We start from the raw sequence: 22,009 nt of genomic DNA, 5'->3' as shown, positions 1-22,009 counted from the left end.
CTAGAATCATTTTTTAACAATCAGTCAAGCATCGGCCCCTGCGGCGGCTTGTTGAACGGTGACATTTTTCACATCAAGTGCTGGCGGGGCAGGCCTGTCTTTGCGTTTTTTCGGTCCGTTCGAGGTTCGCCTCAACGAGGGGCCGGCGCTCGCTTTCCCCTATGACAAGGTGCGCGCCCTGCTGGCCTACCTGGCACTGGAGCCAGGCGAGCACACGCGTGAGGCCCTGGCCCAGTTGCTGTGGCCCGACCTGCAAGCCGAGCAGGCCCGGGCCAACCTGCGCCGCTGCGTGTTCGATCTGCGCCGCTGCCTGGGCCCGGCCGGGGGCGAATGGGTCAGTGGCGGCCCGCGCGCCCTGCGCCTGAGCGGCCCGGCGTCGATGGCATTTGATGTGCCGGCGTTCGAACGCAGCCCGACGGTGGTGTTGATCAGCCCGGAAGAACTGGCACAACGACTGGAGCAGCGCCTGGCGCTGTACCGTGGCCCGCTGCTGAGCGGACTGAGCCTGCCCGATGCGCCGGAGTTCGAGGCTTGGCTGCAGGCGCGCCGCGATGCGCTGCACCGGCAGGCCCTGGCCTTGCTGGAAGAGTTGATCACCCACCACGAACAGCGCCACGAAACCGCGCGGGCCCTGCAGCATGCCCGGCGTGCCATCGAGCTGGAGCCCTGGCGCGAATCACTGCAACGCAGCTGCATGCGGCTGCTGGCCCGCCACAGCCCCGAGGCGGCCCTGGCCCACTTTGACACCTTCGAGCGCCAGCTGGAACAGGAGCTGGGCGTGCGCCCCAGCCCGCAGACGCTGCAGCTGGCCGACCAGATACAGCGCCAATGCCAGGCCCCCACCGGCACGGAGCGGCCGCCCAGGCTGGAGCGCCGCCGCCTGGTGGCCCTGGTGGCCGAGCTGGACCTGATCAACCCCGGCGAAGACGCCCCCACCCTGCTTCAGCAGGCCTTGGCCGGTGCGGTGGCCAGCCTGCAGACCCGAGGTGCCCACGTGGCCCTGGCCGAACGGGCCGAACTGCTGGCCTACTTTGGCCACCCTGTGGCACGCGAGCAGGCGCCGCGCGAGGCCGCCGAGGCCGCGCTCGACCTGGCCGCGGCGCTGCAGCCTTTTGCCGCGCTGAGCTGGCGGGTGGGCCTGCATGCCGGCTGGAGCCATGACAGCAGTGAGGCCAACCGGCCCGATGAGACCGGCACCCTGGCCCGCGAAGCCCGCCGGCTGGCCTGGCAGGCCCCTGCCCGAGGCCTGGTGCTGGGGCAAAGCCTGCACCGGCGCCTGCACGGCCATTACCAGCTGAGCCTGGGCGAAGGCCCGGACAAGGCCTCGCACGCGCTGCTGCTGGCCCGACAGCCCGCACCCCAGGCCCGCAACGAGACCGAGCCCCACCCACCCCGGCTGCTGGGCAGGCAGAGCGAACTGGCGCAGCTGGGCGCGCTGTGGCACCAGGTGGCCCAGAGCGGCCAGGCCGCCGGCCTGCTGCTGCGTGCCGAACCCGGCCTGGGCAAATCACGCCTGGCGGCCACCCTGGCCCGCCAGGTGCAGTACGAAGGCGCCACCGTGCTCACGCTGCGCTGCCAGGCCGAATCGGCCCACACCCCGTATTTCGCGCTGCTCGAAAGCGTGCCCCACTGGCTGGGGCTGGACACTGACGGCACCACGGTGAGCGAGCCCCGCCTGGGCACGGCCTTGGCTGCGCTGGGCCTGAACCAGCCAGACCACCTCGGGCGCCTGCTCGGGCTGTTGGACAACCGGCCCCTGCCCCAGGACGGGGCGGGCCAGGACGACCCCCACCCCGCCGAGCGCAAACGCCACGAGCAGGCCCTGTTGTGCGAGTTGATGGCCCGCCTGGGGCGGGGCCAGGCGCTGTTGCTGTGGGTGGAAGACCTGCATTGGGCCGACCCGGCCACCCTGGAAACCCTGGCCCGCCTGCTGGGCCAGGGGGGTCCCGTGCTGCTGCTGGCCACCTCGCGCCAAGCCCTGCCACCCGCCCTGGCCCACAGCGGCATGGGCGAGCTGAGCCTGGGCCCGCTGTCCACCCATGCCGCCCGTGAACTGGCGCAAACCCTGGCCGAACCCCAGGCCCTCAGCGAAGCCTGGCAGGCCGCCATCGTGAGCCGGGCCGATGGCGTACCCCTGTTTGTGGAAGAGCTGACCCGCGCCTGGCTGGCGGGCCTGAGTGAACAGGTGCCCGACTCGCTGTGGGATGTGCTGGCCGCCCGGCTCGACAGCCTGGGCCCGGCCAAACGCATCGCCCAGTTGGCAGCGGCCATCGGGCGCGACTTCAGCGACAGCCTGCTGCTGGCCCTGGGTGAGCCCGCCGAGCAAGTGGCGGCCGGCCTGGAGGCCTTGCTGCGCTCCGGCCTGCTGCGCCGCCAGCGCAGCGGGGCCTACCATTTCAAGCATGCACTGGTGCGCGATGCGGCCTACCAGTCGCTGCCGCAGGCCGAGCGCCGGGCCATCCACGCCCGGCTGGCCCAGGTGCTGCGCACCCACTTTGCCGAGCGCCTGCAGGCCCACCCCGAAATCCTGGCCCACCACCTGAGCGAGGCCACCGACCCGGGCGCCGCCCAGGCCTGGCTGGCGGCGGGCCGCCAGGCGGCCGCCCGTTCGGCCCATGCCGAGGCCTTGCACGACTTCCAGGCCGGGCTGGCGGCCTTGCAGGCCCTGCCGCCCACCGAAGCCTACCGGGTGCGCACCGAACTGGACCTGCAGGTGGCCCTGGGCACCCTGCTGGTGGCCACCGAAGGCTATGGATCTGAGGCCGCCAAGACCTGCTTCATGCAGGCCTGGGCCCTGAGCGCCCTGGCCCCGCCCGAGCAGGACCGCTTCCCCCTGATGTGGGGCCTGTGGATGGTGGGCCGCAGCAGCGCCGACGAGCACCCACTGGAGTTTGCCGACCGCCTGCGCGACCAGGCCGGCGCCAGCCCGGACGCCGCCACCCAGTTGGCCGTGGCCTATGCCTATGGCAACAACACCTTGTGGCTGGGCGAACTGGTGCAGGCCCAGGCGCACCTGGAGGCCGCCGTGGCCCTGAGCCGCCAGGTGTCGGGCAGCACCCTGGTGCGCCGCTTTGGCGAAGACATCGGCGTGGCCGCGCGCGCCCTGCTGAGCTGGGTCTGCTGGCTGCAGGGCCGGCTGGAGGCCGCCCGCGCCCTGGCGCAGGAGAACGTGCAATATGCACGCCGACTCGACCACGCCCACAGCCTGGGCTACGCGCTGGGTTGCGCCGCGGTGCTGCACCGCCACCTCGGTGACCTGGAGGGGGCTGCGGCGCTCAGCCACGAGTTGCTGGCCCACGGCCAACGCCACCAGCTGCTGCTGTGGCAGGCCGGCGGCGCCACGGTGCTGGGCTGGACCCTGGCCACCCAGGGCGACGACCGCGGCCTGGACACCCTGCACCAGGGCGTGGCCGGGGCCCGGCAGGCGTTTCGCATCATCGAGCTGACCTTCATGCACATCCTGGCCGATGCCTTGCTGCGCCTGGGGCGCAGCGAAGAGGCCCTGGCCGTGACCCGGGATGCGCTGACACGCGCCCAGGCCAACCACGACCTGCACCTGGTGGCCGACTTTCTGCGGCTGCAAGGCGATGCGCTGCTGCTGCAGCCGCACCCCAGCCACGCCAGCGAGGCCGCCGGTCTGTACCAGCAAGGCTGGCAACAGGCCCAGGCCCAGGGCGCCTACCTGCTGGCCTTGCGCTGCGCCACCGCGCTGGCCCGGCTGTGGCAAGGCACCGACCGACAGGCCGAGGCCCAGGCCGGACTGAGCCAGGCGCTGGCCCGGGTCGACGCGCCGCCCCACTGGCCCGATGTGCAGGCCGCCAGGCAGGCCTTGAACCCGCAACCCAGCCTGGAACCGGCGAGCTGAACTGAACGGATCGAGCGGCGCAAGCCGCCAAGGCCCCGGGGCAGGACGCCGCTGCCCCCGGCAGTTGCGCGTGCGTGAATCTGGCGACCTGCGACAGCCTGCCCGGAACCCAAGGGCCACCGCGCCTCAGACCCGAAGCGCAGCGCCAAATGACGACGTGATGTCGACGTTCAGAAGGTCTTGCCCAGCGAGAGCACGACGCTGGGGCGGCCCAGCTTTCTGGCGTCGCCGCCCGCCGAATTGCCAGCCTGGTAATAAGCGGTGGCTGCGTTGCTGCCCACCAGCGCAGCCCCGAGGTTCAGGCCGTGCCAGTCCTTGGCGAGGCCGATTTTGTAGTCGGTGTAGGACAGCTCGCCGTAATGGCGCACCGAGGTGTGCCCCAGGTGCAGACCCAGGGTGAGTTGGTCGCCCAGATCCAGGTTGTAGTTGAGGTCGAGGTAGGTGCTGCCACGCGAGCCACCGCGGTTGGGCAGGGCGCTCCAGTAGGCATAGGCGGCGGTGTCACCCTTGAGGCCGAAATAGTCGCTCACGGCATACGAGAGCTTGGCGCTGAAAGGGCCATGGCTGAGGCCGGCATACAGCTCGGTGTTGTCATAGGCGTTGGCGGTGGGCTGGGCCGGCGCACTGTTCATGCGCGCGCTGGGGTAGAGGTAGTGCAGCAGACCCAGGTCGGCGCCCCATTCGGGCGCCAGATCAAAGCGGTAACCGCCATAGAGGTCGACCTCCAGGCTGGCCCCGTTGTTGTAGCTGTTGGACGACACGCTGGAGTTCCAGTTGCCCAGGTACCAGCCGCTGGCATGGGTGTAGTCAAAGCCCCCTTGCACGGCCGGCTGGCCCCAGCTTTGGGAAATGCCCCGGAAACGGTAGTCCGACACCAGGCTCAGGTTGCCGGTGAGGGTGGGTGCCGAAGCTTGGGCCGCAGCGGGTTCGCCGCTGGCCTGCGCCAGGGCGGCGCTGCAAAACAGGGTGAGCGCCAGAGGCGCCAGAACGTGGCTTGTCTTGATCATCGAAGGGGTGCCATCCGGTGATGGCGATGGAGGTTGTGCACGGCTAGGGGTCATCGGCAGGCGGCCGCGCAAACGCCTGGTGGCTGCAGTGCAAGCACTGAGCACGCTCTGGCACCGGGGGCAGAGCCCTCAGCGGTGCCGGGCCAAGGGAGGATTGAGCGGCGGGTTAAGCGGCGGGTTAAGCGGAGGATTGAGCGAGCCCCAGTCGCAACTGGGCACCGCGCGCTGAAGGCAGCGCCGCAAGGCGGCCGCCTGCCCGGCCGGGTGGCTGATGTGCAGCTGCACGCGGGCATCGGCGGGCCAGGGCAGGCAGCATTCGATGCGACTGTTCGGGCAGGTGGCCACGGCCTGGTGCGCCTGGGCCGCCTCGCAGGCCGCCACGGTGACGCGCATTCTTTCCAACGCGCGGGGGGCCGGGGCAGCCGGTGGGCGATGCCCGGCAGCCGCCGTGCGCGGGCCGGCAGTCAGCGGGCGGGCCATGCGCAAGGGTGACAACAGAAAAGCGAACAGGCTCATGCGTGTGTTCCGACGTGCCGCGGGGGCTTGGCACTCGGGGATGAGCTTAAAAAAGGGCGCGTAAAAATGCCGATGAAGCTGGCAGGCCGGGCGCAAAAATGTCGTAAATGCCCGGGTTGCGCGCCCTGCCCTACCGGCTCAGCGGAACACGCGCTGCAGCAGCACGGCCAGGGCCAGCGGCAGGGACAGAAAGGCCAGCAGCAGGAAGACGCAGGCCGCCGGCTGGGCCACCGGCGTGCCCAGCCAGGCCCCCAGGCCCTGCACAGCGCCCGCCAGGCCGGCCAGGTGGCCTTCACCCAGCTGGTGCAGCAAACCCGTGAGCAGCGCCACGCTGAAAGACAGGCTGAGCTGACGCACGATGTTCTTGACCTGGTAGCCGTGCGAGAACACCGCCGGGGGCAGCTCCAGAAACGTGCCCTGGGCCACCGGGCCGATGAACAAGGGCAGCGACAGGCCGCTCAACACCGTGCCCAGACACAGCGCCAGCACGCTCCAGGCCGGGCCCTGGCTACCCCCCTGCACCTGGGACAGCAGCAGGCAGGCCAATGCCTGCAGCAGCACCCCCGACAGCATGAAGCCCTGGTGGCGTGGCCAGCGCCGGGCCACAAAGATGTGAGCCAAGGCCATGCCGACGCTGCTGCACAGCCCCAGCGATGTCCACAGGGCCGTGGCCAGCAAGGAAAAGCCCAGCTCCTGGTGCAGCATCCAGGGCAGGAGCAAGCCCATGGCGCCGGCCAAGAAGTAGCCCAGGGCATAGAACACCAGGCCCACCAGGTAACGCTGTTGCACCAGGCCGCGGTAGTTGATCAGGGGGCGCTCGCGCCCCCATTGGCGCCAGGCAAACAGGCTGAGCACCCCCGTGGACACCCCGGCCACGGCCAGCCAGCGCCCAGACAGCGCACCCGCCTGCTGCACCGGGATCTGCTGAATCACCCACTGCAGGCCGCACACCCCGGCCAGCACGACCAGCAGCCAGCCCCAATGCTCTTGCGAGCGCTCATGGGGCGCGCTGCGCTGGGCCGGCAGGCAGCCCCGGGCCGACCAGCCGACCAGCGCGGCCCAGACCAGCCCGAACCAGAACAGCGCGCGCCAGCCCCCCAGTCCCAGCAGGGCTGCGGCCAGCAGGGGCGCCAGCGCGGTGCCGCCCAGCAGGGCACAGACAAAGGTCAGCAGGCCCTGGAAGCGCCGCTCGGGCGGCAGCTCGTTGATCAGCATGCGCCCGGCCACGAAGAAGGTGGAGCCCCCCAGGCCCTGCAGCAGTCGCCCCAGGGCCAGTTGCAGCACGCTGCCATCGGCCGGGCTGGTGGCACAGACCCCCGAGCCCAGACCGAAGACGAGCAGGGACAGGGCGACAAAGCGGCGGTAGCCCAGGCGCTCGACCAGCCATTGGTGCTTGTAGAGCATGAAGACGGCTGCGGCGCCGTAGGCGGCATACACCAGCGCAAAGGCCGAGGCCGACACCCCGGCCCCGGCCATGATGGGCCCGGCGCCGAACAGCACCAGGCCGTTCTCGAGAAACTCCACGCTGGTGACGGCGGCCAGCGCCAGCAGCTGCGCCGCGGTGGAGGGGCGCTCACGGGGGGCCTGGAAGGCAGGGACAGACACAACAGACATGGGCGACAGACTCGGGCAAAAAGCGGAGAAACAGAGGGCTGGACAACAGTGCCCAGGGCGGAGTTTGCCCAGACCTGCACAATCAGGCCAATCGATTGTTCTGATGCACAACATCAACATGGCTGATTTTGATCACACCGCCCTGCGTCGCCTGGACCTGAACCTGTTGGTGGCCCTGGATGCCCTGGTGGCCGAGCGCAGCGTGACCCGCGCCGCGGCCCGCCTGTGCGTGGGCCAGCCGGCCATGAGCCACGCCCTGGCGCGCCTGCGCGAGTGGCTGGGCGACGACATCCTGTACCGCGAAGGGGCCGCCATGGTGCCCACCGCCCGGGCCCAGGCCCTGGCGCCGCGGGTGCGCCAATGGCTGGCCGAGGCCCAGGCGATGACGCTGAGTGAGACGGCCTTTGACCCGCAGCGCGTGCAGGAGCGTTTTGACCTGTGCCTGAACGACCCGCTGGAGGCCCTGCTGCTGCCCGGCCTGGTGGCGGCATTGCGGCAAAAAGCCCCGGGCCTGAGCCTGTCGGTGCGGCCGGTGCCGGCCTGGCAACAGCTGGAGCAACTGGACGCGGGCGAGATCCGCATGGCGCTGGGGCATTTCCCCCGGCTGCGCAGCGTGCACGAGCCGGTGCTGCTGTTCCGCTCGGGCTTTGGCTGCGTGTACAACCCTGCGCTGCTGAAGGTGCCGGCCCGGCCCCGGCCCGCCGATCTGGCCCGGCTGCCCCACATCCACACCAGCTACGCGGGTGATGGCCCGGGCCTGGTGGACAAGGTGTTTCAGCAGCAGGGGCTGAAACGGCAGGTGGTGGCGCACACGGCCAACCCGCTGTCGATCCCCTTCGTGGTCAAGCAAAGCCCGCTGGTGGCGGTGCTGCCCGACATGCTGACGCGGCTGTTCGGCAGCCACGCCGATCTGCGGATCGTGCCCCTGCCCTGGCGCGCCCTGGTGCTGCCGATCTCGATGGTGACGCACCGGCGTGACGCCTCCGACCCGCTGGTGCGCTTTGTGACCCAGGAGCTGCTGGCGGTGACGCGCGCGGTGTTTGCCTGAGGTGTCAGCCGGGGCCTGGCACCGTGCTGCGCCGGTCGATCTTGCGGCTGAGGATGAGCGAGGTGTGCGTCTGGTGGATGCCCTCGATCTGGCCCAGTTGGTCCAGCAGGCGGTCCAGCTGCTCCGGGGTGGCGCAACGCAACAAGGCCAGGTAGTCGAAGGCGCCGCTGACGGCGCACAGCTCTTCCACTTCGGGCAGGCGCTCCAGCGCCTGCACCACGGCGGTGGCCTGCTTGGCATTGGCGCTGAGGCCGCACCAGGCGCGCACGGCGGCCTGCTCCAGCGGCTGGCCCAGGCGCACGCCGTAGCCGGCCACCACGCCCTCGCGCTCCAGGCGGGCGATGCGGGCGGCCACGGTGGTGCGGGCGATCTTGAGCTTGCGGGCCAGGTTGGCCACGGGCTCGCGGGCATTGGCCTGCAACAGGCTCAGCAGGTGGCGGTCGGTGTCGTCGAGTTTGACGTCCATGGTGCATCAGCGCACGAAGCGCTCCGGACGGAATGGTGCGGCCGGCACCGGGGGGGCCTCGCCATCCATCAAGGCACCCAGCAGCAAAGCGGTGCCGGGCCCGGTGCTGAAGCCGATGTGCTGGTGGCCGAAGGCCAGCCACAGGCCGGGCTGACCGGGTGCCGCACCGATCGCGGGGCGGCTGTCGGGCAAGGTGGGGCGCCGGCCCAGCCAGGGCTGGGCTTCCAGGCGCTGCGCCAGCGCGAAGGCCTGGCGGGCTGCGGTTTCGGCCAGGTCCAGTTGGGTGAGATTGGGCGGGGCGTCGAGCTCGGTCAGCTCGACCCCGGTGCTCAGGCGCAGGCCCTGGGCCATGGGGGAGAGCACATAGCCGCCCGCGCTGTCGTACACCGGCCGGCTCAGGCTGGCCTCGCCCTCGGCCGCGTAGTGCATGTGGTAGCCGCGCTCGAAGGCCATGGGCACCGACAGACCCAGGTGCTGCTGCAGAAAGCCTTTGCTCCAGGGGCCCAGCGCCAGCACCACGCGCTGGGCGAGCAGCGGGCCGGCCTCGCCCAGATCGAGCTGCCAGGCCCCGTCGGGGCCCGTGCGGGCCAGGCCCTGCACCGGGGCCTGCAGCAGGCGCCCGCCGCGGGCGCTGAACAGGCGGGCATAGCTTTCGGTCACCGCGCCGGGGCTGTCGACCGAGGCGGCATCGCGCACCCACAGGGCACGGGGGAACAGGGGGCGCAGGTGCGGCTCCAGCGCGTGCAAGGCAGCGGCATCCAGGGGCTCGGTCTGCACACCGAACTGGGCCAGGGTATCGCGCCCGAATTGCCCGGCATCGAAGGCCGCCTGGCTGCGGTACAGAAAGATCCAGCCGTTCTCGCGCAGGCGATGGCTTTGCCCGGCTTCGGCCAGCCATTGGCGGTGCGCGGGCTGGCTGAGGCGGATCAGCGCATCGAGGGCGGCGGCGGTCTGCTGGAACGGGGCCTGGCGGGCCCGGGCCAGAAAGCCCAGCCCCCAGACGGGATGGCGTGCCAGGAAGGCGGGGTTGTAGCGGAACTGGGCCGTGCGGTTCTTCAGCAGGGTGGGCAGGCTGGCCCACAGCCCGGGGTTGTTGAAGGGGATCAGCGAGCTGCGCGCCAACACGCCCGCATTGCCGTAGGAGGTTTCCCGCCCGGGGCCCAGGCGGTCGACCAGGGTGACCTGGTGGCCACGCCGTTGAAGCTCCAGAGCGCAAGACACGCCCACCATGCCAGCGCCCAGAACGGCCACCGTGCTGCTCATTGAAAAAACCCTTTTGTTGGTCTGTGCGGGCCACAAAGGCCCCAGGCCGCGCCGCAGTGCGCCGCCGACGCGGCTCAGTATGCCATCGCAAAAGTTCTGATCGGCGCAGATTCAGGCATGGACGGCAAGCACCTTGGCCGAAGGCCGCTCCGACACCCCCACTGCGGAACCCGCTGCGGACCCAAGCACCGATGCAACATCCGGGCCAGGCCCGACCTGCTCACGCAAGCCCGCGTAGTGGTGCCCGACCCGGGTGGCCAGCAGGGCCTGCAGGGGCACCTGCTCCTGGCTGACAAAGCCCGCGCTGGGCAACTGGCCGCGTTGCAGCAACTCCAGCACGCCGACCACGCCGGCAGCGGTGCTGAGCTCGATGGCGGTGCGCTGGCGGCCCCGCAGGGGGCCGCCCAGCACCCGGGCGAGGCGGGTCTGCTGCTCCAGACGCCCCTGGCGCAGGCCGGTGGCCGAGGCATGCACGATGACCACATCGTCGCGGCTGTGCGGCACGGCGTGGTCCAGCACCTGGCGCAGCAGATCGCGCTGCTCGACCAGGCGCAGGTCGTGCAGCAGAAAGTCCATGGCGTCGCGGTGGCCCGGGTAGCGCAGGGTCTTGTAGCTGAGGTTGCGCACCCGGCCGTGCAGGGTTTCGCACAGGGTGCCCAGCCCGCCCGAGGTGTTGAAGGCTTCGTAGGTGTCGCCATCAAGCAGCAATTGCTCCAGCCCCTCCAGCGGCTGGGTGATGACGCGCTGGCCTTGCACGATGGCCTCGCAAGGCTGGCAGTACTCGTTGATGACGCCGTCGATGCTCCAGGTGAAGTTGTAGCGCAGGCGGTTGGTGGCGTGGCGGGTGAGCGCGCCCACGCGCAGGTTCAGGTCGAACAGCTCGTCGAAGCCACCCGCCAGCTGCATGCCCAGCATGCCGATCACGCCCGGGGCCAGGCCGCACTGGGGCATGAGCAGGCTGCGGGCGCCCACCGCCAACTGGCGGATGGCCTGCGTGGCGGCCACGTCTTCGGTCAGGTCGAAATAGTGAACACCCAGCCGGGCCGCCTGGGGCGCGACGGTCTGGGCCAGAAAGTAGGGCAAGGCATTGATCACCACCGGGTGCTGCGCCAGGGCCGCGGCCAGGGCGGCTGGGTTGCGCACATCCAGCTGCAGGTGCTGCACCAGGGCATCGTCGGGCTGGGTGGCAGGCTGAATAGCGGGGTGCTGGTCGGCCAGGGTGACAGGGATTTGGTGGGCCTCGGCCACCATGTCGGCGATGGTGCTGCCGACCTTGCCGGCCCCGAGGACCAGGACGCTGCGCAGAGGGGTGTGGAGGATATGGGACATGGCGGACTCGCTCTCAAAGGGGTGGATCGATGAGAAAAAGTCTAGGGGGGGTGCGACACCGTTGCCAGAGCACAAAGCGCCCGGTACCCCGGGGTGGACTGTCGTTCTGACGAGGCGATCCGTCGAAACGACCGTCGTGCAAATGACCGCCGTGCAGAAGGCCCCAAGGTTCAGCCCCGACCTGGGCTGAACCTTGGGACAGAGGCCCAGGCCTGTCAGGCCTGCTTGAGCGCCTCGGCCGTGATGGGCAGGCGGCGGATGCGCTTGCCGGTCAAGGCTGCCACCGCGTTGGCGATGGCGGGGCCGACCACCGCCGTGGCGGGCTCGCCGATGCCGCCGGGCTTCTCCTGGCTTTGCACTAGCACGATGTCGACCTTGGGGGCCTCGAACATGCGCACCGGCTGGAAGGTGTTGTAGTTGGTCTGTTGCACGCGCCCGGCCTCGAGGGTGATCTGGTGCTTGAGGGCCGCGCCCATGCCGAACACCACGCTGGACTGGATCTGGGCCTCGACCGTGTCGGGGTTGACCATGTGCCCCGGATCGACCGCCACGGTGACCCGGTGCACATGCACCTCGCCCGCGTCGTTGAGGCTGACCTCGGCCACCTGGGCCATGTAGGTGTCGTAACCCTCCATCAGGGCGATGCCGCGCGCCCGGCCCTTGGCCAGGGGCTGGCCCCAGCCGGCCTTCTCGGCGGCCAGCTTGAGCACGTTGGCAAAGCGGGGCTTGCCCTCGAGCAGGCTGAGGCGGTAGCGGTAGGGGTCTTGCCCGGCGGCCAGGGCCAGCTCGTCGATGAAGCTTTCGTTGGCGAAGGCGTTCATGTTGTGGCTGACGGCGCGCCAGTAGCCCACGCGCAGACCGGCATCGTGGATGACCAGGTCGTGCTGGGTGTTGGGGATGTTGTAGCCCGGCACCGAGGCTTCGGCCATGAAGGGGTCGAGCGTGTTGGCGGGCAGGCCGAAGGCGCGCTGGGTGACCGACTGCGAAGCCACCTTGAAGTGCATGGCCACGGGCTTGCCGCTGGCGTCCAGGCCCGCCTTGAGCTGGTTGACGGCCACGGGGCGGTAGAAGTCGTGGGTGAAGTCGTCCTCCCGCGTCCAGACCAGCTTGACCGGCTTGTTGACGGCCTTGGAGATCTGCGCCGCCTGCACGATGAAGTCGAGCTCGAGCCGGCGGCCGAAGCCCCCGCCCAGGTAGGTGGTCTTGAGGGTGATGGCCTCGGGCTTGACGCCCAGCGCGGCCGCCACGGCCCCCTGCGCGCCTTGCTGGAACTGGGTTGGGCCCACCAGCAGGATGGTGTCGCCATTGACATGGGCCGTGAAGTTCATGGGCTCGAGCGGCACGTGGGCCTGCAGGGGCTGCACGTACTCGGCCTCGACCACCTTGGCAGCGCCTTTGAGGGCGGCGGCCACATCGCCCTGGGGCTTGGCGATCTCGATGGGTTTGGCGCTGGCAGCGGCAGCGCGGGTGCTGTTGATCATGCCCTCGCTGCTGAGCTGGGCGCCGGCACCTTCGTCCCATTGGATGGTGACCGTGTCGCGCGCCTTTTTGGCCTGCCACCAGCTGGCGGCCACCACGGCCACGCCGTCGGGGATCTGCACCACATCGATGACGCCGGGCATGCTCTTGGCCTTGGCGGCATCAAAGCTGACCACCTTGCCGCCGATCACCGGGCACTGGGCCAGCGAGGCATAGACCATGCCGGGCAGCTTGACGTCGATGCCGAACTCGGCGGTGCCATTGACCTTGGCGGGGGTGTCGATGCGCTTGGTGCGCTTGCCCACCAGCACGAAGTCTTTCGGGTCTTTGAGGGCGGGCTTGTCGGGCACGGGCAGCTTGGCGGCAGCTTCGGCCAGTTGGCCGTAGCTGGCCTTTTTGCCGCCCGGGCCGGTGACCATGCCTTGGTCGGCCTTGAGGCTGGCCACGTCCACCCCCCATTGATTGGCGGCGGCCTGCAGCAGCATCTGGCGCACCTGGGCGCCGGCCACGCGCAGCTTGTCCCAGCCATCGCGCACCGAGGTGGAACCGCCGGTGATCTGGGCGCCCAGCAGGGCGTTGACATAGACGGCAGCGGGCGGTGCCGCCACCACCTGCACTTGCTTGAGGCCGACGTTGAGTTCTTCGGCAATCAGCATGGACATGGAGGTGTAGACGCCCTGCCCCATCTCGGAGCGGGCCACCATCAGGGTGATGCGGTTGTCATCGGCGATGTGCACCCAGGCGTTCGGGGTGTGCACGGTGCCGGCCGCCTGGGCGGCGCCCGCGCCCAGCAGGGGCAGGCTGACGCCCATGATCAGGCCCCCGGTGGCGGCGGTGGAGGTCTTGAGGAAGGCCCGGCGGGAGGTGTTGGCGACGGTTGGGGTGTTGTTCATGTGGGTCTCCCGGGGGTCAGGCCTTGTTGCGCATCATGGCGCCGGCATCCTTGATGGCGGCGCGCATGCGGTTGTAGGTGCCGCAGCGGCACAGGTTGCCACTCATGGCCGCGTCGATGTCGGCATCGCTGGGGTTGTTGTTGCGTGCCAGCAGGGCCGCCGCACTCATGAGCTGGCCCGACTGGCAGTAGCCGCACTGCGGCACCTCGTGCTTGATCCAGGCCACCTGCAGCGGGTGGTTGGCGGTTTTGGCCAGGCCTTCGACGGTGGCCACGTTCTTGCCGGCCACGGCGCTCAGCGGGGTCTGACAGGAGCGGGCAGGCTGGCCATTGACGTGCACGGTGCAGGCGCCGCACAGGGCGGCGCCGCAGCCGAATTTGGTGCCGGTCAGGCCCAGCTCGTCACGGATCACCCACAGCAAGGGGGTGTCGGTCTCGGCCTGGGCCGTGACCGGCTTGCCGTTGATCTTGAATTGAACGCTCATCGTGGGGCTCCATCTGGGTGTTGTTATGGCCGATGAGGTTAGAGCGCCCCCCCAAGGGGCCTATGGGGGTAAGCCCTGAAACAATTGGATACCGCCCCAGGTTTTCTCAAATTGCGACAGACGCGCGTCCATGCGAACAAACGCGCAGTCCACACGCCGTGAGCCCCCCACTACATCACCGCCCCCAACTGCCAGGGCAGGAACTCGTTGTCGCCCAGGCCGTTGTCCTCGCTTTTGCTGCGTTGGCCCGAGGCGGTGGCCAGCATGAGGGCAAACAGCTGCTGGCCCGCTTCGAGCACGGTCTGGCGGCCGTCGACCACACCGCCGCAGTCAAAGTCCATGTCGAGCACCATGCGCTGGAACATGGGGGTGTTGGAGGCCAGCTTGAGCGAGGGCGTGGGCTTGCAGCCGTAGGTGCTGCCACGCCCGGTGGTGAAGCAGATCAGGTTGGCGCCGCCCGCCACCTGGCCGGTGGCCGAGACCGGGTCGTAGCCCGGGGTGTCCATGAACACCAAGCCCTGGGCCTGCACGGGCTGGGCGTATTCGAGCACCTCCATGAGGCCGGTGGAGCCGGCCTTGGCCACCGCGCCGAGCGATTTTTCAAGGATGGTGGTGATGCCGCCGGCCTTGTTGCCGGGGGAGGGGTTGTTGTTGAGGTCGCCACCGTGCAGCGCGGCATAGCGCTCCCACCAGGCCACGCGCTGCATCAGGCGCTGGGCCACCTCGGGGCTGGCGGCACGGTGGGTGAGCAGATGCTCGGCGCCATAGATCTCGGGGGTTTCGGACAGGATGGCGCGCCCGCCGTGGCGTACCAGCAGATCGACCGCCGCCCCCAGCACCGGGTTGGCGCTGATGCCCGAGTAGCCGTCCGAGCCGCCGCACTGCAGGCCGACCGTGAGATGCGACAGCGGCACACGTTGGCGCCGGGCCTGGTTGGCCTGCTGCAGCATGGTGTGCAGCAGGGCCTTGCCGGCGGCAATGGTCTCGCGGGTGCCGCCTTCGTCCTGGATGGTGAGGCTGGCCAGCAGGCCTGCGGGGCGGGCCGCCAGCTCGCTGACCAGGGGGGCGATCTGGTTGACCTCGCAGCCCAGGCCGATCACCAGCACGCCGGCAAAGTTGGGGTGGTTGGCGTAGCCGCGCAAGGTGCGTTGCAACAGGGCCAGGCCTTCGCCATCGCCCATGCCGCAGCCGCTGCCATGGGTGATGGCGACCACACCATCGACATGCGGGTAGGCGGCCAGGGCCTCGCCCTTGAAGGCGTCGGCAATGTGACGGCACACGGTGGCCGAGCAGTTGACGCTGGCGATCACGCCCAGGTAGTTGCGCGTGCCCACGCGGCCATCGGGGCGGAGGTAGCCGTCAAAGCCCAGGGCCTGCTCGGCCGGCACGGTGGGCACGTAGCCCTGGCCGGGCTGCTGGGTGCCCTCGCTGCCGGCCATGGCCAGGTTGTGCACATGCACGTGCTGGCCCGGCGCGATGTCGGCACTGGCCAGGCCGATGCGCTGCCCATATTTGTAGACCGGCTGGCCCTTGGCGATGGGCTGCAAGGCCACCTTGTGGCCGGAGGCAATGGGCTCGCGCACGAGCACGGCCGGGCCGGCGCCCAGCGCCAGGGCCTGCCCAGGCACCAGGGCCTGGCGGGCCACGGCGACGTTGTCGAGGGCGGACAGTTGCAGGGCGGGCGCTGGGGTGTGGGGTTCGGTGGTCATGGAAGGGCGCAGAGTGGGGGCGGTTTGGGGGCGCGTCAATTCGGGGTGGCCAGTGCGGCCTGCAGACGCGGCTGCAGCAAGCCAGGGGCACGCTGGGCCGCCAGCGCCACGATGGGGGCGAGGCGGCGTTGCTTCTTGGCCGCGTGGTTCTGGGCGATGTCGGCGATGCGGTGCTCCAGAAAGGGGTTTTCGAAGCGCTCGCGCACATCGCGCAGGTAGGCCTCGGCCTGGGGGCCTTCACCCAGGGCCTGGAACACAGGCAGGATCTCGTCGCGCCACAAGGCCTCGAGCTCAGTGCGCAGGGCGGCATCGGCCATGGCCTGGCGCACGGTCTCGGCTGCAGGGCGCTGGTCGAGCAGCCAGCGCTCGGCCAGAAAGGTGTGGCCGGCGTTGAGCAGGAACAGCTTGAGCCGCTCGTGCGCCGCCAGGTCGTCGGTGAGCACGATGGCCGGGTGCCGGCAGGGCAGCTGCAGGCCGGCCTGGCGCTCGACCACCCACACGGCATAGGGCTCGGCCACGGCGCCGACGGGCTCGATGGCCTCGGAGACGATGCGATCGACCAGGGAGTTGGCCCAGACCAGCCCGCTGGGGCTGCCCTGCAGCCACTGTTGCAGGCCCTCGGGCAGGCCCCATTGGCGGGCCAGTTGGCCGACCAGGTCGCGCAGCACCTCGCCATTGCGTTCCACCAGCTCGCAAGGCAGCAAGGTGAGCGTTTTGTTGGGGGTCTGTTGCCAGCGCCCGTGCAGCAGCACAAGCAGTTTGGCCGGGAAGCTTTGCGGAGCGGGGCTGCCTGCGGCCAGCAGCGCGGGGCCATCCTGCGCGCTCAGCCCATAGCCCTGGTCGCCGGTGTTGGAGACGATCACTTTCACATCGCCCTGGGCCACGGCCTGGCGCAAGGCGGGCCAGTGGGTGCTGGCGTGCCAGGCGTCGCGCACGGCCAGGCAATGCTGGAGGCGGTCGACCCGTTGGCCACCGGCCAGCCCCCGCACGCGCACCGGGTAGCCTTTGCCGTCGGCCAACGCGGCGATGCGCGCCGCCCCATCGGCGCGGTCGGTGGTCTGCACGACGGTGATGCCGCCCAGGGCGTCCCCCGCGCCTGGGGCGCCGGCCAGGGCTTCGGCAATGAACAGGTCGACGTGGGCCTGCAGAAAACGGCTGGTGCCGAACTGGAGAATGGGCTGGACCATGGCGTGTAGGGTGGCGTGTACGGCTTGGGGCTCAGATTTCGACGATGGCCTTGACCACGCCCTGCTTGGGGTCGAGCAAGGTGGCAAAGGCGGCCGGCACATCGGCCAGGGCCATGCGGTGGGTGTTGAGGGCGGCGGTGGGCACCTGGCCGGCGCGCATGGCGCTCAACACGGTCTCGAAGTCTTCGGTGGTGGCGTTGCGGCTGCCCAGCAAGGTGGTTTCGCGCTTGTGGAACTCGGGGTCGGAAAAGCTGATGGTGTCGCGCACCACCGAGATCAGCACGTATTGGCCCCCATGGGCCACAAAGCCGAAGCCGCGCTCGATGGCCCGGGCGTTGCCGGTGGCATCGAACACCAGGTCAAAGAACTCGTTTTGGGTGGCGGCGGCCAGTTGGGCCTCATCGCCCTCCCCCAAGGCCACGGTGCGCGCCACGCCCAGCTCGCGCTGGCAGAAGTCGAGCCGGTCGTGGCGGCCGTCGAGGGCGGTGACTTCGGCGCCGCGCAGGCGGGCGAAGATCATGGCGGCCATGCCGATGGGCCCGGCCCCGACCACCAGCACGCGTTGGCCGGCTTGCACCCGGCCCCGGCGCACCGCATGGGCGCCGATGGCCAGGAACTCGATCATGGCGGCCTGATCGAGCGTGACGCCCTCGGCCTTGTGCACAAAGGCTTCGGGCAGCGACAGATACTCGGTGAAGGCGCCGTCGCGGTGCACGCCCAGCACCTGGATGTTGACGCAGCAGTTGGTCTTGCCCTGCCGGCAGGCCACGCACTGCCCGCAAGACAGGTAGGGCATCACATACACCACATCGCCCACGGCCAGGCGGCCGCCGGGCACGGCCTCTTCGACCACCCCGGACAGTTCATGCCCCATGACACGGGGGTACTGCAAGAAGGGCTGGTTGCCGGTGAAGATGTGCAGGTCGGTGCCGCACACCCCCACGCGCTTGACGCGCACCAGCACCTCGCCCTCGCCGCGGCTGGGGCGGTCGCGCTCCAGGGCGCGCAGGGTTCCAGGGGTTTCACAAATGACGGTCAGCATGGCGGGATCTCGATGTCGGGTGGATGTGGGTGGAATGCGGGATGCAAACGGCGTGGGTGTGGCAACAGGGGCGGGGGCGCCTCAGCCGCCGTGGTACTTTTTGTAGATGGCGCCCAGCTTGCCGTTGTCGGTGTTGCGCTTGATCCAGTCGTTGAGCCAGGCCTTGAGTTCGGGCTCGTTCTTGCGCAGGCCGATGCCCAGGGGCACGGTCTGCATCACGAACTTGATGGCCAGGTCTTTCTGGGGGGCCTTGGCCAGCACGGTGTTCACGATGGCGGGCGAGGTGGCGATGATGTCGGCCTGGCCACTGACGGTGGCGGTGACCAGGGTGGCATCGTCGTCGTAGCGCACCATCTGGGCGCCCTTGGCGGCCTGGGTGGCCACCTTGTCGTTGTTGGAGCCCCGGGTGGTGGCCACGCGCTTGCCGTTGAGGTCGTCAAAGCCCTTGATGTCGGCGCCCTTGGGGCCTGCCACCACCGCCTGGATCTGGGCATAGGGCACCGAGAAGTCGATGACCTTTTCACGCTCGGGGGTGACGGACAGCGAGGCGATCACGATGTCGGCCTTGCCGGTCTGCAGGAAGGGGATGCGGTTGGGGCTGGTGGTCTGCACCATTTCGAGGGCCACGCCCAGGTCCTGGGCCAGCAGTTGGGCGGTCTCGACGTCGGAGCCCACGGGCTTCAGGGCATCGTCCACGAAGCCATAAGGGGGCGAGCCCGTGTCCTGCGCGATGCGGATCTTCTTGGCCTCGCGGATGTCCTTGAGCAGATCGGCATGGGCCGGTGCCTGGCCCAGGGCCAGCAACGCAGCCGAGGCCAGCAGGGTTTGCAACAAGAGGGAACGACGGGCTTTCATGGGTTTGTCTCCTTGGGATGAATGGGGGAAGGCAGTTCAGAGGCCGTTGCCGACGAAATCGCGCAACTCGGTGGTGGCGGGCGCATCGAGGATGGAGGCCGGCCCGTGCTCCCACACGCGGCCGCGGTGCATGAAGATGACCTCGTCGGCCACCTTGCGGGCGAAGGCCATCTCGTGGGTGACCAGGATCATGGTCATGCCGTCGGCGGCCAGGCGCTCCATCACACGCAGCACCTCTCCGGTGAGTTGCGGGTCGAGGGCCGAGGTCACCTCGTCAAACAACATGAGCTGGGGCGACATGGCCAGCGAGCGGGCGATGGCCACCCGCTGCTGCTGCCCACCCGAGAGCTGCGAGGGGTAGTGATCGGCCTTGTCGGCCAGGCCCACCTGGTTGAGCACGGCCATGGCGGTGTCGCGGGCCTGGGGCTTGCGGGCCTTTTGCACCAGGCGCGGGGCCAGCATGATGTTCTGCAGCACCGTGAGGTGGGGGAACAGGTTGTAGCTCTGGAACACGATGCCCACATCGCGCCGCAGCTGGTGCAGGTCCAGCCCCGGACCGGTCACGTCGTGACCACAGACCTTGATGTGACCACTGTCCACCGTCTCAAGCCGGTCGATGCAGCGCAAGGCCGTGCTCTTGCCGGAGCCGCTTTGCCCGATGATGGCCACCACCGAGCCCTTTCGCACGGTGAAGGACACGCCTTCAAGCACACGCGTGCTGCCAAAGCACTTGGAGATGTTGTCGATCTCAACGATGGGCGACATGGAATTTCCTCTCGAGGCGACGGCTCAGCACCGACAGCGGATAGCACAGGACGAAATAGAGCGCGGCAACGATCACGAAGATGACGAAGGGCTCGAAGGTGGAGTTGTTGATGATCTGGCCGGCCCGGGCCAGCTCGACAAAGCCGATGGCCGAGGCCAGCGAGGTGTTCTTGACGATCTGCACCATGAAGCCCACGGTGGGCGGGGTGGCGATCTTGATGGCCTGTGGCAGGATCACATGCCAGACCCGCTGATGCCAGCGCAATGCCAGGCATTCGGCGGCCTCGGCCTGGGTGCGTGGGACCGACTCGATGCAACCGCGCCAGATCTCGCCCAGGTAGGCCGACACGTAGATCGACAACGCCAGGGCCGCTGCCGCCAACGGGGCCACATCCAGGCCCAGTGCCGGCAGGCCGAAGTAGGCCAGCGGCAACAGCACCAGGAGCGGCGTGCCCTGGATCAGCTTGATGTAGAGCGACACCAGCAAGCGCGACCAACGCGGGCCATAAGAGCTGCCCAGCGCCACGGCAAAGCCCAGCAGACCGCCGCCGACAAAGGCCAGCAAGGACAGGCCCACGGTCCACAACAAACCATCGAACAGAAAGCGCAGGTGCGCTGCATTGAGAAAGCCCATGTCGTGCTCCGTGACTGGTTCCGTGAAAGGTCAGAGGGGGGTGCCAAGGCGGCGACGGCGTGGGAAAGCGAGGCGGGCCAGCAACCAGAACAGCCCCCGCATCAGCAGCGACATCAACAGGTAAGCCACGGCCACGATCAGGTAGGTCTCCACCGAGCGGTAGGTGTCCGACTGAATGCGGTTGGCCACAGCGGTCAGCTCTTCGGCCGAGATCTGGGAGCAGATCGAAGAGGCCAGCATCAACAGCACATACTGGCTGGTGAGCGCCGGGTACACCCGTTCGATGGCGGGGGGCAACACCACGTGCAGCAGGGTTTGCCAACGGCTCAAGCCGATGCATTCGGCGGCTTCCAACTGGCCTTTTGGAATCGACTCAATGCCGGCGCGCACGATCTCGCTGGTGTAAGCACCGACATTGACGACCAAGGCCACCGTGGCGGCGGTAAAGGCACCCACCGGCCAGCCCAGCGACGAAAGGCCGAAATAGACGATGAAGACCTGGACCAGCAATGGCGTGTTGCGGATCACCTCGATGTAGGCTCCTGCGCAGCGGGCCATCCAACGGGTTCCCTTGGTGTTGGCGATCGCGCACAGAACCCCCAGCAGGAAACCGAAGAAGGTGGAAGCCAGCGACAGCGTCAGGGTGGTCCACGCACCGGCCAGCAGGTCTGGCGCGTAGGCCAGCGGGGCAGAGAAATCGAAAGCGTAGTTCAAGGTGGTGTTGGCGGTGCTGAGGAGCAGCACCGGCCTTTCTTTTTTGGTAAGGCCAATTTGAATACAAAATCAAAATTGGCCTTACCGGGTTAACCCTGAAATAACAAACAACTGCGCATGGATACCCGATATTGCTCACATTTCGACGCGAGTAGCGCCGTGAATGGCCTTTACACTCCCATATCAGCCCAAGTGGCCTGACCACATCAGGGGCCCAACTGGACAGACCAAATTCCACATGAACATGCCCATGAACGACCTGGAGAAGAGCCTGGAACCCCGGCGCCTGTATCAGCAGATTGCAGACCGAGTGCGCGTGCTGATCCAAAGTGGCGACTTCCGCGAAGGAAGCCGCTTGCCACCTGAGAGAGACCTGGCGCAGCAGTTGGGGGTGTCACGGCCTTCGCTTCGCGAAGCCTTGATCGCGCTCGAGATCGAAGGCAGTGTGGAGATCCGCATGGGCTCGGGCGTCTATGTTTGCGCCCGCGCGTTGCGGCGCCCTGCCCTGTCCATTCCGATGGGTGAGAGCCCTGCGGAATTGATGCAGGCCCGAGGCGTGGTGGAAGGCTCGGTGATTGTGCTGGCCTGTGTGAATGCGACCCCAGAAGGGCTCGCGCGCGTGCGCGAAAGCATCGAGGGCATGCGGGCCGACATCGCTGCAGGCCGGGATGTGTTGGCACATGATCGCGAGTTTCATGTGCGCATTGCCGAGATGGCCGGTAATTCAGTGCTGACCGCCTTGATCAGCACCCTGTTCGATGAAAGGCAGCGCCCCTTGGCCAGCCACATGCGAAATCGCCTGGAAAGCCAGCCCACCTGGAGTGCCGCACTGGCGGAGCATGAACAAATCTACCGCTGCCTGGTGAACCGCGACCCCTTGATGGCGGAGTCAGCCATGCGAACGCACATTCGATCTGCAGCAGAACGTTGGGTGATTCCAGACGCGGCATGAGTCCGTGATCAGGCGAGCGCCATGTCTGGATTGGCGCCAAGACGGGGTGAGTGCCTGGAAGATCAGCCGATCCTGCGTACTCAGCACGGCGCGCGGGTTGCGAAGTCAGCAGGGGCAGCTCAAATTGGGCAGCGTGGGCAGGTTGGCGGATGAGCGTATTGCATTTTCGATTCCGCAAAGACAAAAC

Annotated in this window: 18 protein-coding genes; 3 read left to right on the top strand and 15 right to left on the bottom strand. The window is 68.8% G+C overall.

The genetic code is table 11. The features are described 5' to 3' along the window. The first annotated feature begins 100 nt into the window (after positions 1 to 100). A complete protein-coding gene (locus L880_RS36685; RefSeq protein WP_027477463.1) occupies positions 101 to 3,865 on the top strand; it encodes an ATP-binding protein in 3,765 nt (1,254 codons plus the stop codon). 170 nt (positions 3,866 to 4,035) lie between these two features. On the opposite strand, the gene L880_RS33110 is transcribed toward L880_RS36685, so the two are convergent. The 3 genes from L880_RS33110 to L880_RS0121690 all read right to left on the bottom strand — a co-directional run bounded on the left by L880_RS33110 (position 4,036) and on the right by L880_RS0121690 (position 7,002). Continuing rightward, positions 4,036 to 4,872, bottom strand: coding sequence for a TorF family putative porin (locus L880_RS33110; protein ID WP_043330214.1), 837 nt, complete (start codon positions 4,870 to 4,872; stop codon positions 4,036 to 4,038). Between the two features lie 129 nt (positions 4,873 to 5,001). Next, entirely contained in the window at positions 5,002 to 5,388 is a 387-nt protein-coding gene (locus L880_RS0121695) for a hypothetical protein (protein WP_027477462.1), read from the bottom strand. 138 nt (positions 5,389 to 5,526) lie between these two features. After that, positions 5,527 to 7,002, bottom strand: a complete 1,476-nt coding sequence (locus tag L880_RS0121690; RefSeq protein ID WP_027477461.1) for an MFS transporter — start codon at positions 7,000 to 7,002, stop codon at positions 5,527 to 5,529. A gap of 118 nt (positions 7,003 to 7,120) precedes the next feature. Between L880_RS0121690 and L880_RS0121685 the strand changes: the two genes are divergently transcribed. Beyond that, positions 7,121 to 8,050 carry a LysR family transcriptional regulator gene (locus L880_RS0121685; protein ID WP_245615291.1) on the top strand — a complete coding sequence of 310 codons (930 nt, stop codon included), beginning with the start codon at positions 7,121 to 7,123 and terminating at the stop codon, positions 8,048 to 8,050. A 4-nt stretch (positions 8,051 to 8,054) separates the two neighbouring features. Here the strand turns inward: L880_RS0121685 and L880_RS0121680 are convergent, their stop codons facing one another. From L880_RS0121680 to L880_RS0121620, 12 genes are all read right to left on the bottom strand, one after another. Beyond that, on the bottom strand, positions 8,055 to 8,516 hold the full coding sequence (locus L880_RS0121680) for an Lrp/AsnC family transcriptional regulator (RefSeq protein ID WP_027477459.1): 462 nt from the start codon (positions 8,514 to 8,516) through the stop codon (positions 8,055 to 8,057). 6 nt (positions 8,517 to 8,522) lie between these two features. After that, positions 8,523 to 9,779 (bottom strand): NAD(P)/FAD-dependent oxidoreductase, encoded by a 1,257-nt coding sequence (locus tag L880_RS0121675; RefSeq protein WP_027477458.1) that lies wholly within the window; start codon positions 9,777 to 9,779, stop codon positions 8,523 to 8,525. Between the two features lie 111 nt (positions 9,780 to 9,890). Then, entirely contained in the window at positions 9,891 to 11,108 is a 1,218-nt protein-coding gene (locus L880_RS33105) for a saccharopine dehydrogenase family protein (RefSeq protein ID WP_043330212.1), read from the bottom strand. A gap of 215 nt (positions 11,109 to 11,323) precedes the next feature. Next, positions 11,324 to 13,480 carry a xanthine dehydrogenase family protein molybdopterin-binding subunit gene (locus L880_RS0121660; protein WP_027477456.1) on the bottom strand — a complete coding sequence of 719 codons (2,157 nt, stop codon included), beginning with the start codon at positions 13,478 to 13,480 and terminating at the stop codon, positions 11,324 to 11,326. Positions 13,481 to 13,496: 16 nt separating this feature from the next. Further along, on the bottom strand, positions 13,497 to 13,964 hold the full coding sequence (locus tag L880_RS0121655; RefSeq protein ID WP_019578005.1) for a (2Fe-2S)-binding protein: 468 nt from the start codon (positions 13,962 to 13,964) through the stop codon (positions 13,497 to 13,499). A gap of 170 nt (positions 13,965 to 14,134) precedes the next feature. Then, positions 14,135 to 15,673: a UxaA family hydrolase gene (locus L880_RS0121650; RefSeq protein WP_027477455.1), complete on the bottom strand. Its 1,539-nt coding sequence runs from the start codon at positions 15,671 to 15,673 to the stop codon at positions 14,135 to 14,137. 35 nt (positions 15,674 to 15,708) lie between these two features. Then, positions 15,709 to 16,860 (bottom strand): mannitol dehydrogenase family protein, encoded by a 1,152-nt coding sequence (locus L880_RS0121645; protein WP_027477454.1) that lies wholly within the window; start codon positions 16,858 to 16,860, stop codon positions 15,709 to 15,711. A 31-nt stretch (positions 16,861 to 16,891) separates the two neighbouring features. Beyond that, positions 16,892 to 17,902: a zinc-binding alcohol dehydrogenase family protein gene (locus tag L880_RS0121640; RefSeq protein WP_027477453.1), complete on the bottom strand. Its 1,011-nt coding sequence runs from the start codon at positions 17,900 to 17,902 to the stop codon at positions 16,892 to 16,894. A gap of 81 nt (positions 17,903 to 17,983) precedes the next feature. Next, entirely contained in the window at positions 17,984 to 18,757 is a 774-nt protein-coding gene (locus L880_RS0121635) for a transporter substrate-binding domain-containing protein (protein WP_027477452.1), read from the bottom strand. A gap of 36 nt (positions 18,758 to 18,793) precedes the next feature. Beyond that, positions 18,794 to 19,522, bottom strand: coding sequence for an amino acid ABC transporter ATP-binding protein (locus L880_RS0121630; protein ID WP_019578000.1), 729 nt, complete (start codon positions 19,520 to 19,522; stop codon positions 18,794 to 18,796). Further along, a complete protein-coding gene (locus L880_RS0121625) occupies positions 19,506 to 20,156 on the bottom strand; it encodes an amino acid ABC transporter permease (protein ID WP_027477451.1) in 651 nt (216 codons plus the stop codon). Before L880_RS0121625 ends, L880_RS0121630 begins: the two co-directional genes overlap by 17 nt. Before the next feature lie 30 nt (positions 20,157 to 20,186). Further along, entirely contained in the window at positions 20,187 to 20,870 is a 684-nt protein-coding gene (locus L880_RS0121620; RefSeq protein ID WP_027477450.1) for an amino acid ABC transporter permease, read from the bottom strand. Between the two features lie 250 nt (positions 20,871 to 21,120). Here L880_RS0121620 and L880_RS0121615 point away from each other — a divergent pair, with 250 nt between their 5' ends. After that, positions 21,121 to 21,822, top strand: coding sequence for a FadR/GntR family transcriptional regulator (locus L880_RS0121615; RefSeq protein WP_027477449.1), 702 nt, complete (start codon positions 21,121 to 21,123; stop codon positions 21,820 to 21,822). Positions 21,823 to 22,009 lie beyond the last annotated feature (187 nt).

Source organism: Curvibacter gracilis ATCC BAA-807 (assembly GCF_000518645.1).
GTDB lineage: Bacteria > Pseudomonadota > Gammaproteobacteria > Burkholderiales > Burkholderiaceae_C > Curvibacter > Curvibacter gracilis.
The sequence above is the reverse complement of the archived record's forward strand: the minus strand, read 5'-3'. Positions and strand labels throughout refer to the sequence as shown.

Excerpts from the sequence above, each read along its gene's own strand:
- L880_RS0121645 (WP_027477454.1), bottom strand. The coding sequence starts at position 16,860 with ATGGTCCAGCCCATTCTCCAGTTCGGCACCAGCCGTTTTCTGCAGGCC.
- L880_RS0121615 (WP_027477449.1), top strand. The coding sequence starts at position 21,121 with ATGAACGACCTGGAGAAGAGCCTGGAACCCCGGCGCCTGTATCAGCAG.
- L880_RS33105 (WP_043330212.1), bottom strand. The coding sequence starts at position 11,108 with ATGTCCCATATCCTCCACACCCCTCTGCGCAGCGTCCTGGTCCTCGGG.
- L880_RS0121675 (WP_027477458.1), bottom strand. The coding sequence starts at position 9,779 with ATGAGCAGCACGGTGGCCGTTCTGGGCGCTGGCATGGTGGGCGTGTCT.
- L880_RS0121660 (WP_027477456.1), bottom strand. The coding sequence starts at position 13,480 with ATGAACAACACCCCAACCGTCGCCAACACCTCCCGCCGGGCCTTCCTC.
- L880_RS0121650 (WP_027477455.1), bottom strand. The coding sequence starts at position 15,673 with ATGACCACCGAACCCCACACCCCAGCGCCCGCCCTGCAACTGTCCGCC.
- L880_RS0121695 (WP_027477462.1), bottom strand. The coding sequence starts at position 5,388 with ATGAGCCTGTTCGCTTTTCTGTTGTCACCCTTGCGCATGGCCCGCCCG.
- L880_RS0121640 (WP_027477453.1), bottom strand. The coding sequence starts at position 17,902 with ATGCTGACCGTCATTTGTGAAACCCCTGGAACCCTGCGCGCCCTGGAG.
- L880_RS0121690 (WP_027477461.1), bottom strand. The coding sequence starts at position 7,002 with ATGTCTGTTGTGTCTGTCCCTGCCTTCCAGGCCCCCCGTGAGCGCCCC.
- L880_RS0121630 (WP_019578000.1), bottom strand. The coding sequence starts at position 19,522 with ATGTCGCCCATCGTTGAGATCGACAACATCTCCAAGTGCTTTGGCAGC.
- L880_RS0121685 (WP_245615291.1), top strand. The coding sequence starts at position 7,121 with ATGGCTGATTTTGATCACACCGCCCTGCGTCGCCTGGACCTGAACCTG.
- L880_RS0121655 (WP_019578005.1), bottom strand. The coding sequence starts at position 13,964 with ATGAGCGTTCAATTCAAGATCAACGGCAAGCCGGTCACGGCCCAGGCC.
- L880_RS33110 (WP_043330214.1), bottom strand. The coding sequence starts at position 4,872 with ATGATCAAGACAAGCCACGTTCTGGCGCCTCTGGCGCTCACCCTGTTT.
- L880_RS0121680 (WP_027477459.1), bottom strand. The coding sequence starts at position 8,516 with ATGGACGTCAAACTCGACGACACCGACCGCCACCTGCTGAGCCTGTTG.
- L880_RS0121625 (WP_027477451.1), bottom strand. The coding sequence starts at position 20,156 with ATGGGCTTTCTCAATGCAGCGCACCTGCGCTTTCTGTTCGATGGTTTG.
- L880_RS0121635 (WP_027477452.1), bottom strand. The coding sequence starts at position 18,757 with ATGAAAGCCCGTCGTTCCCTCTTGTTGCAAACCCTGCTGGCCTCGGCT.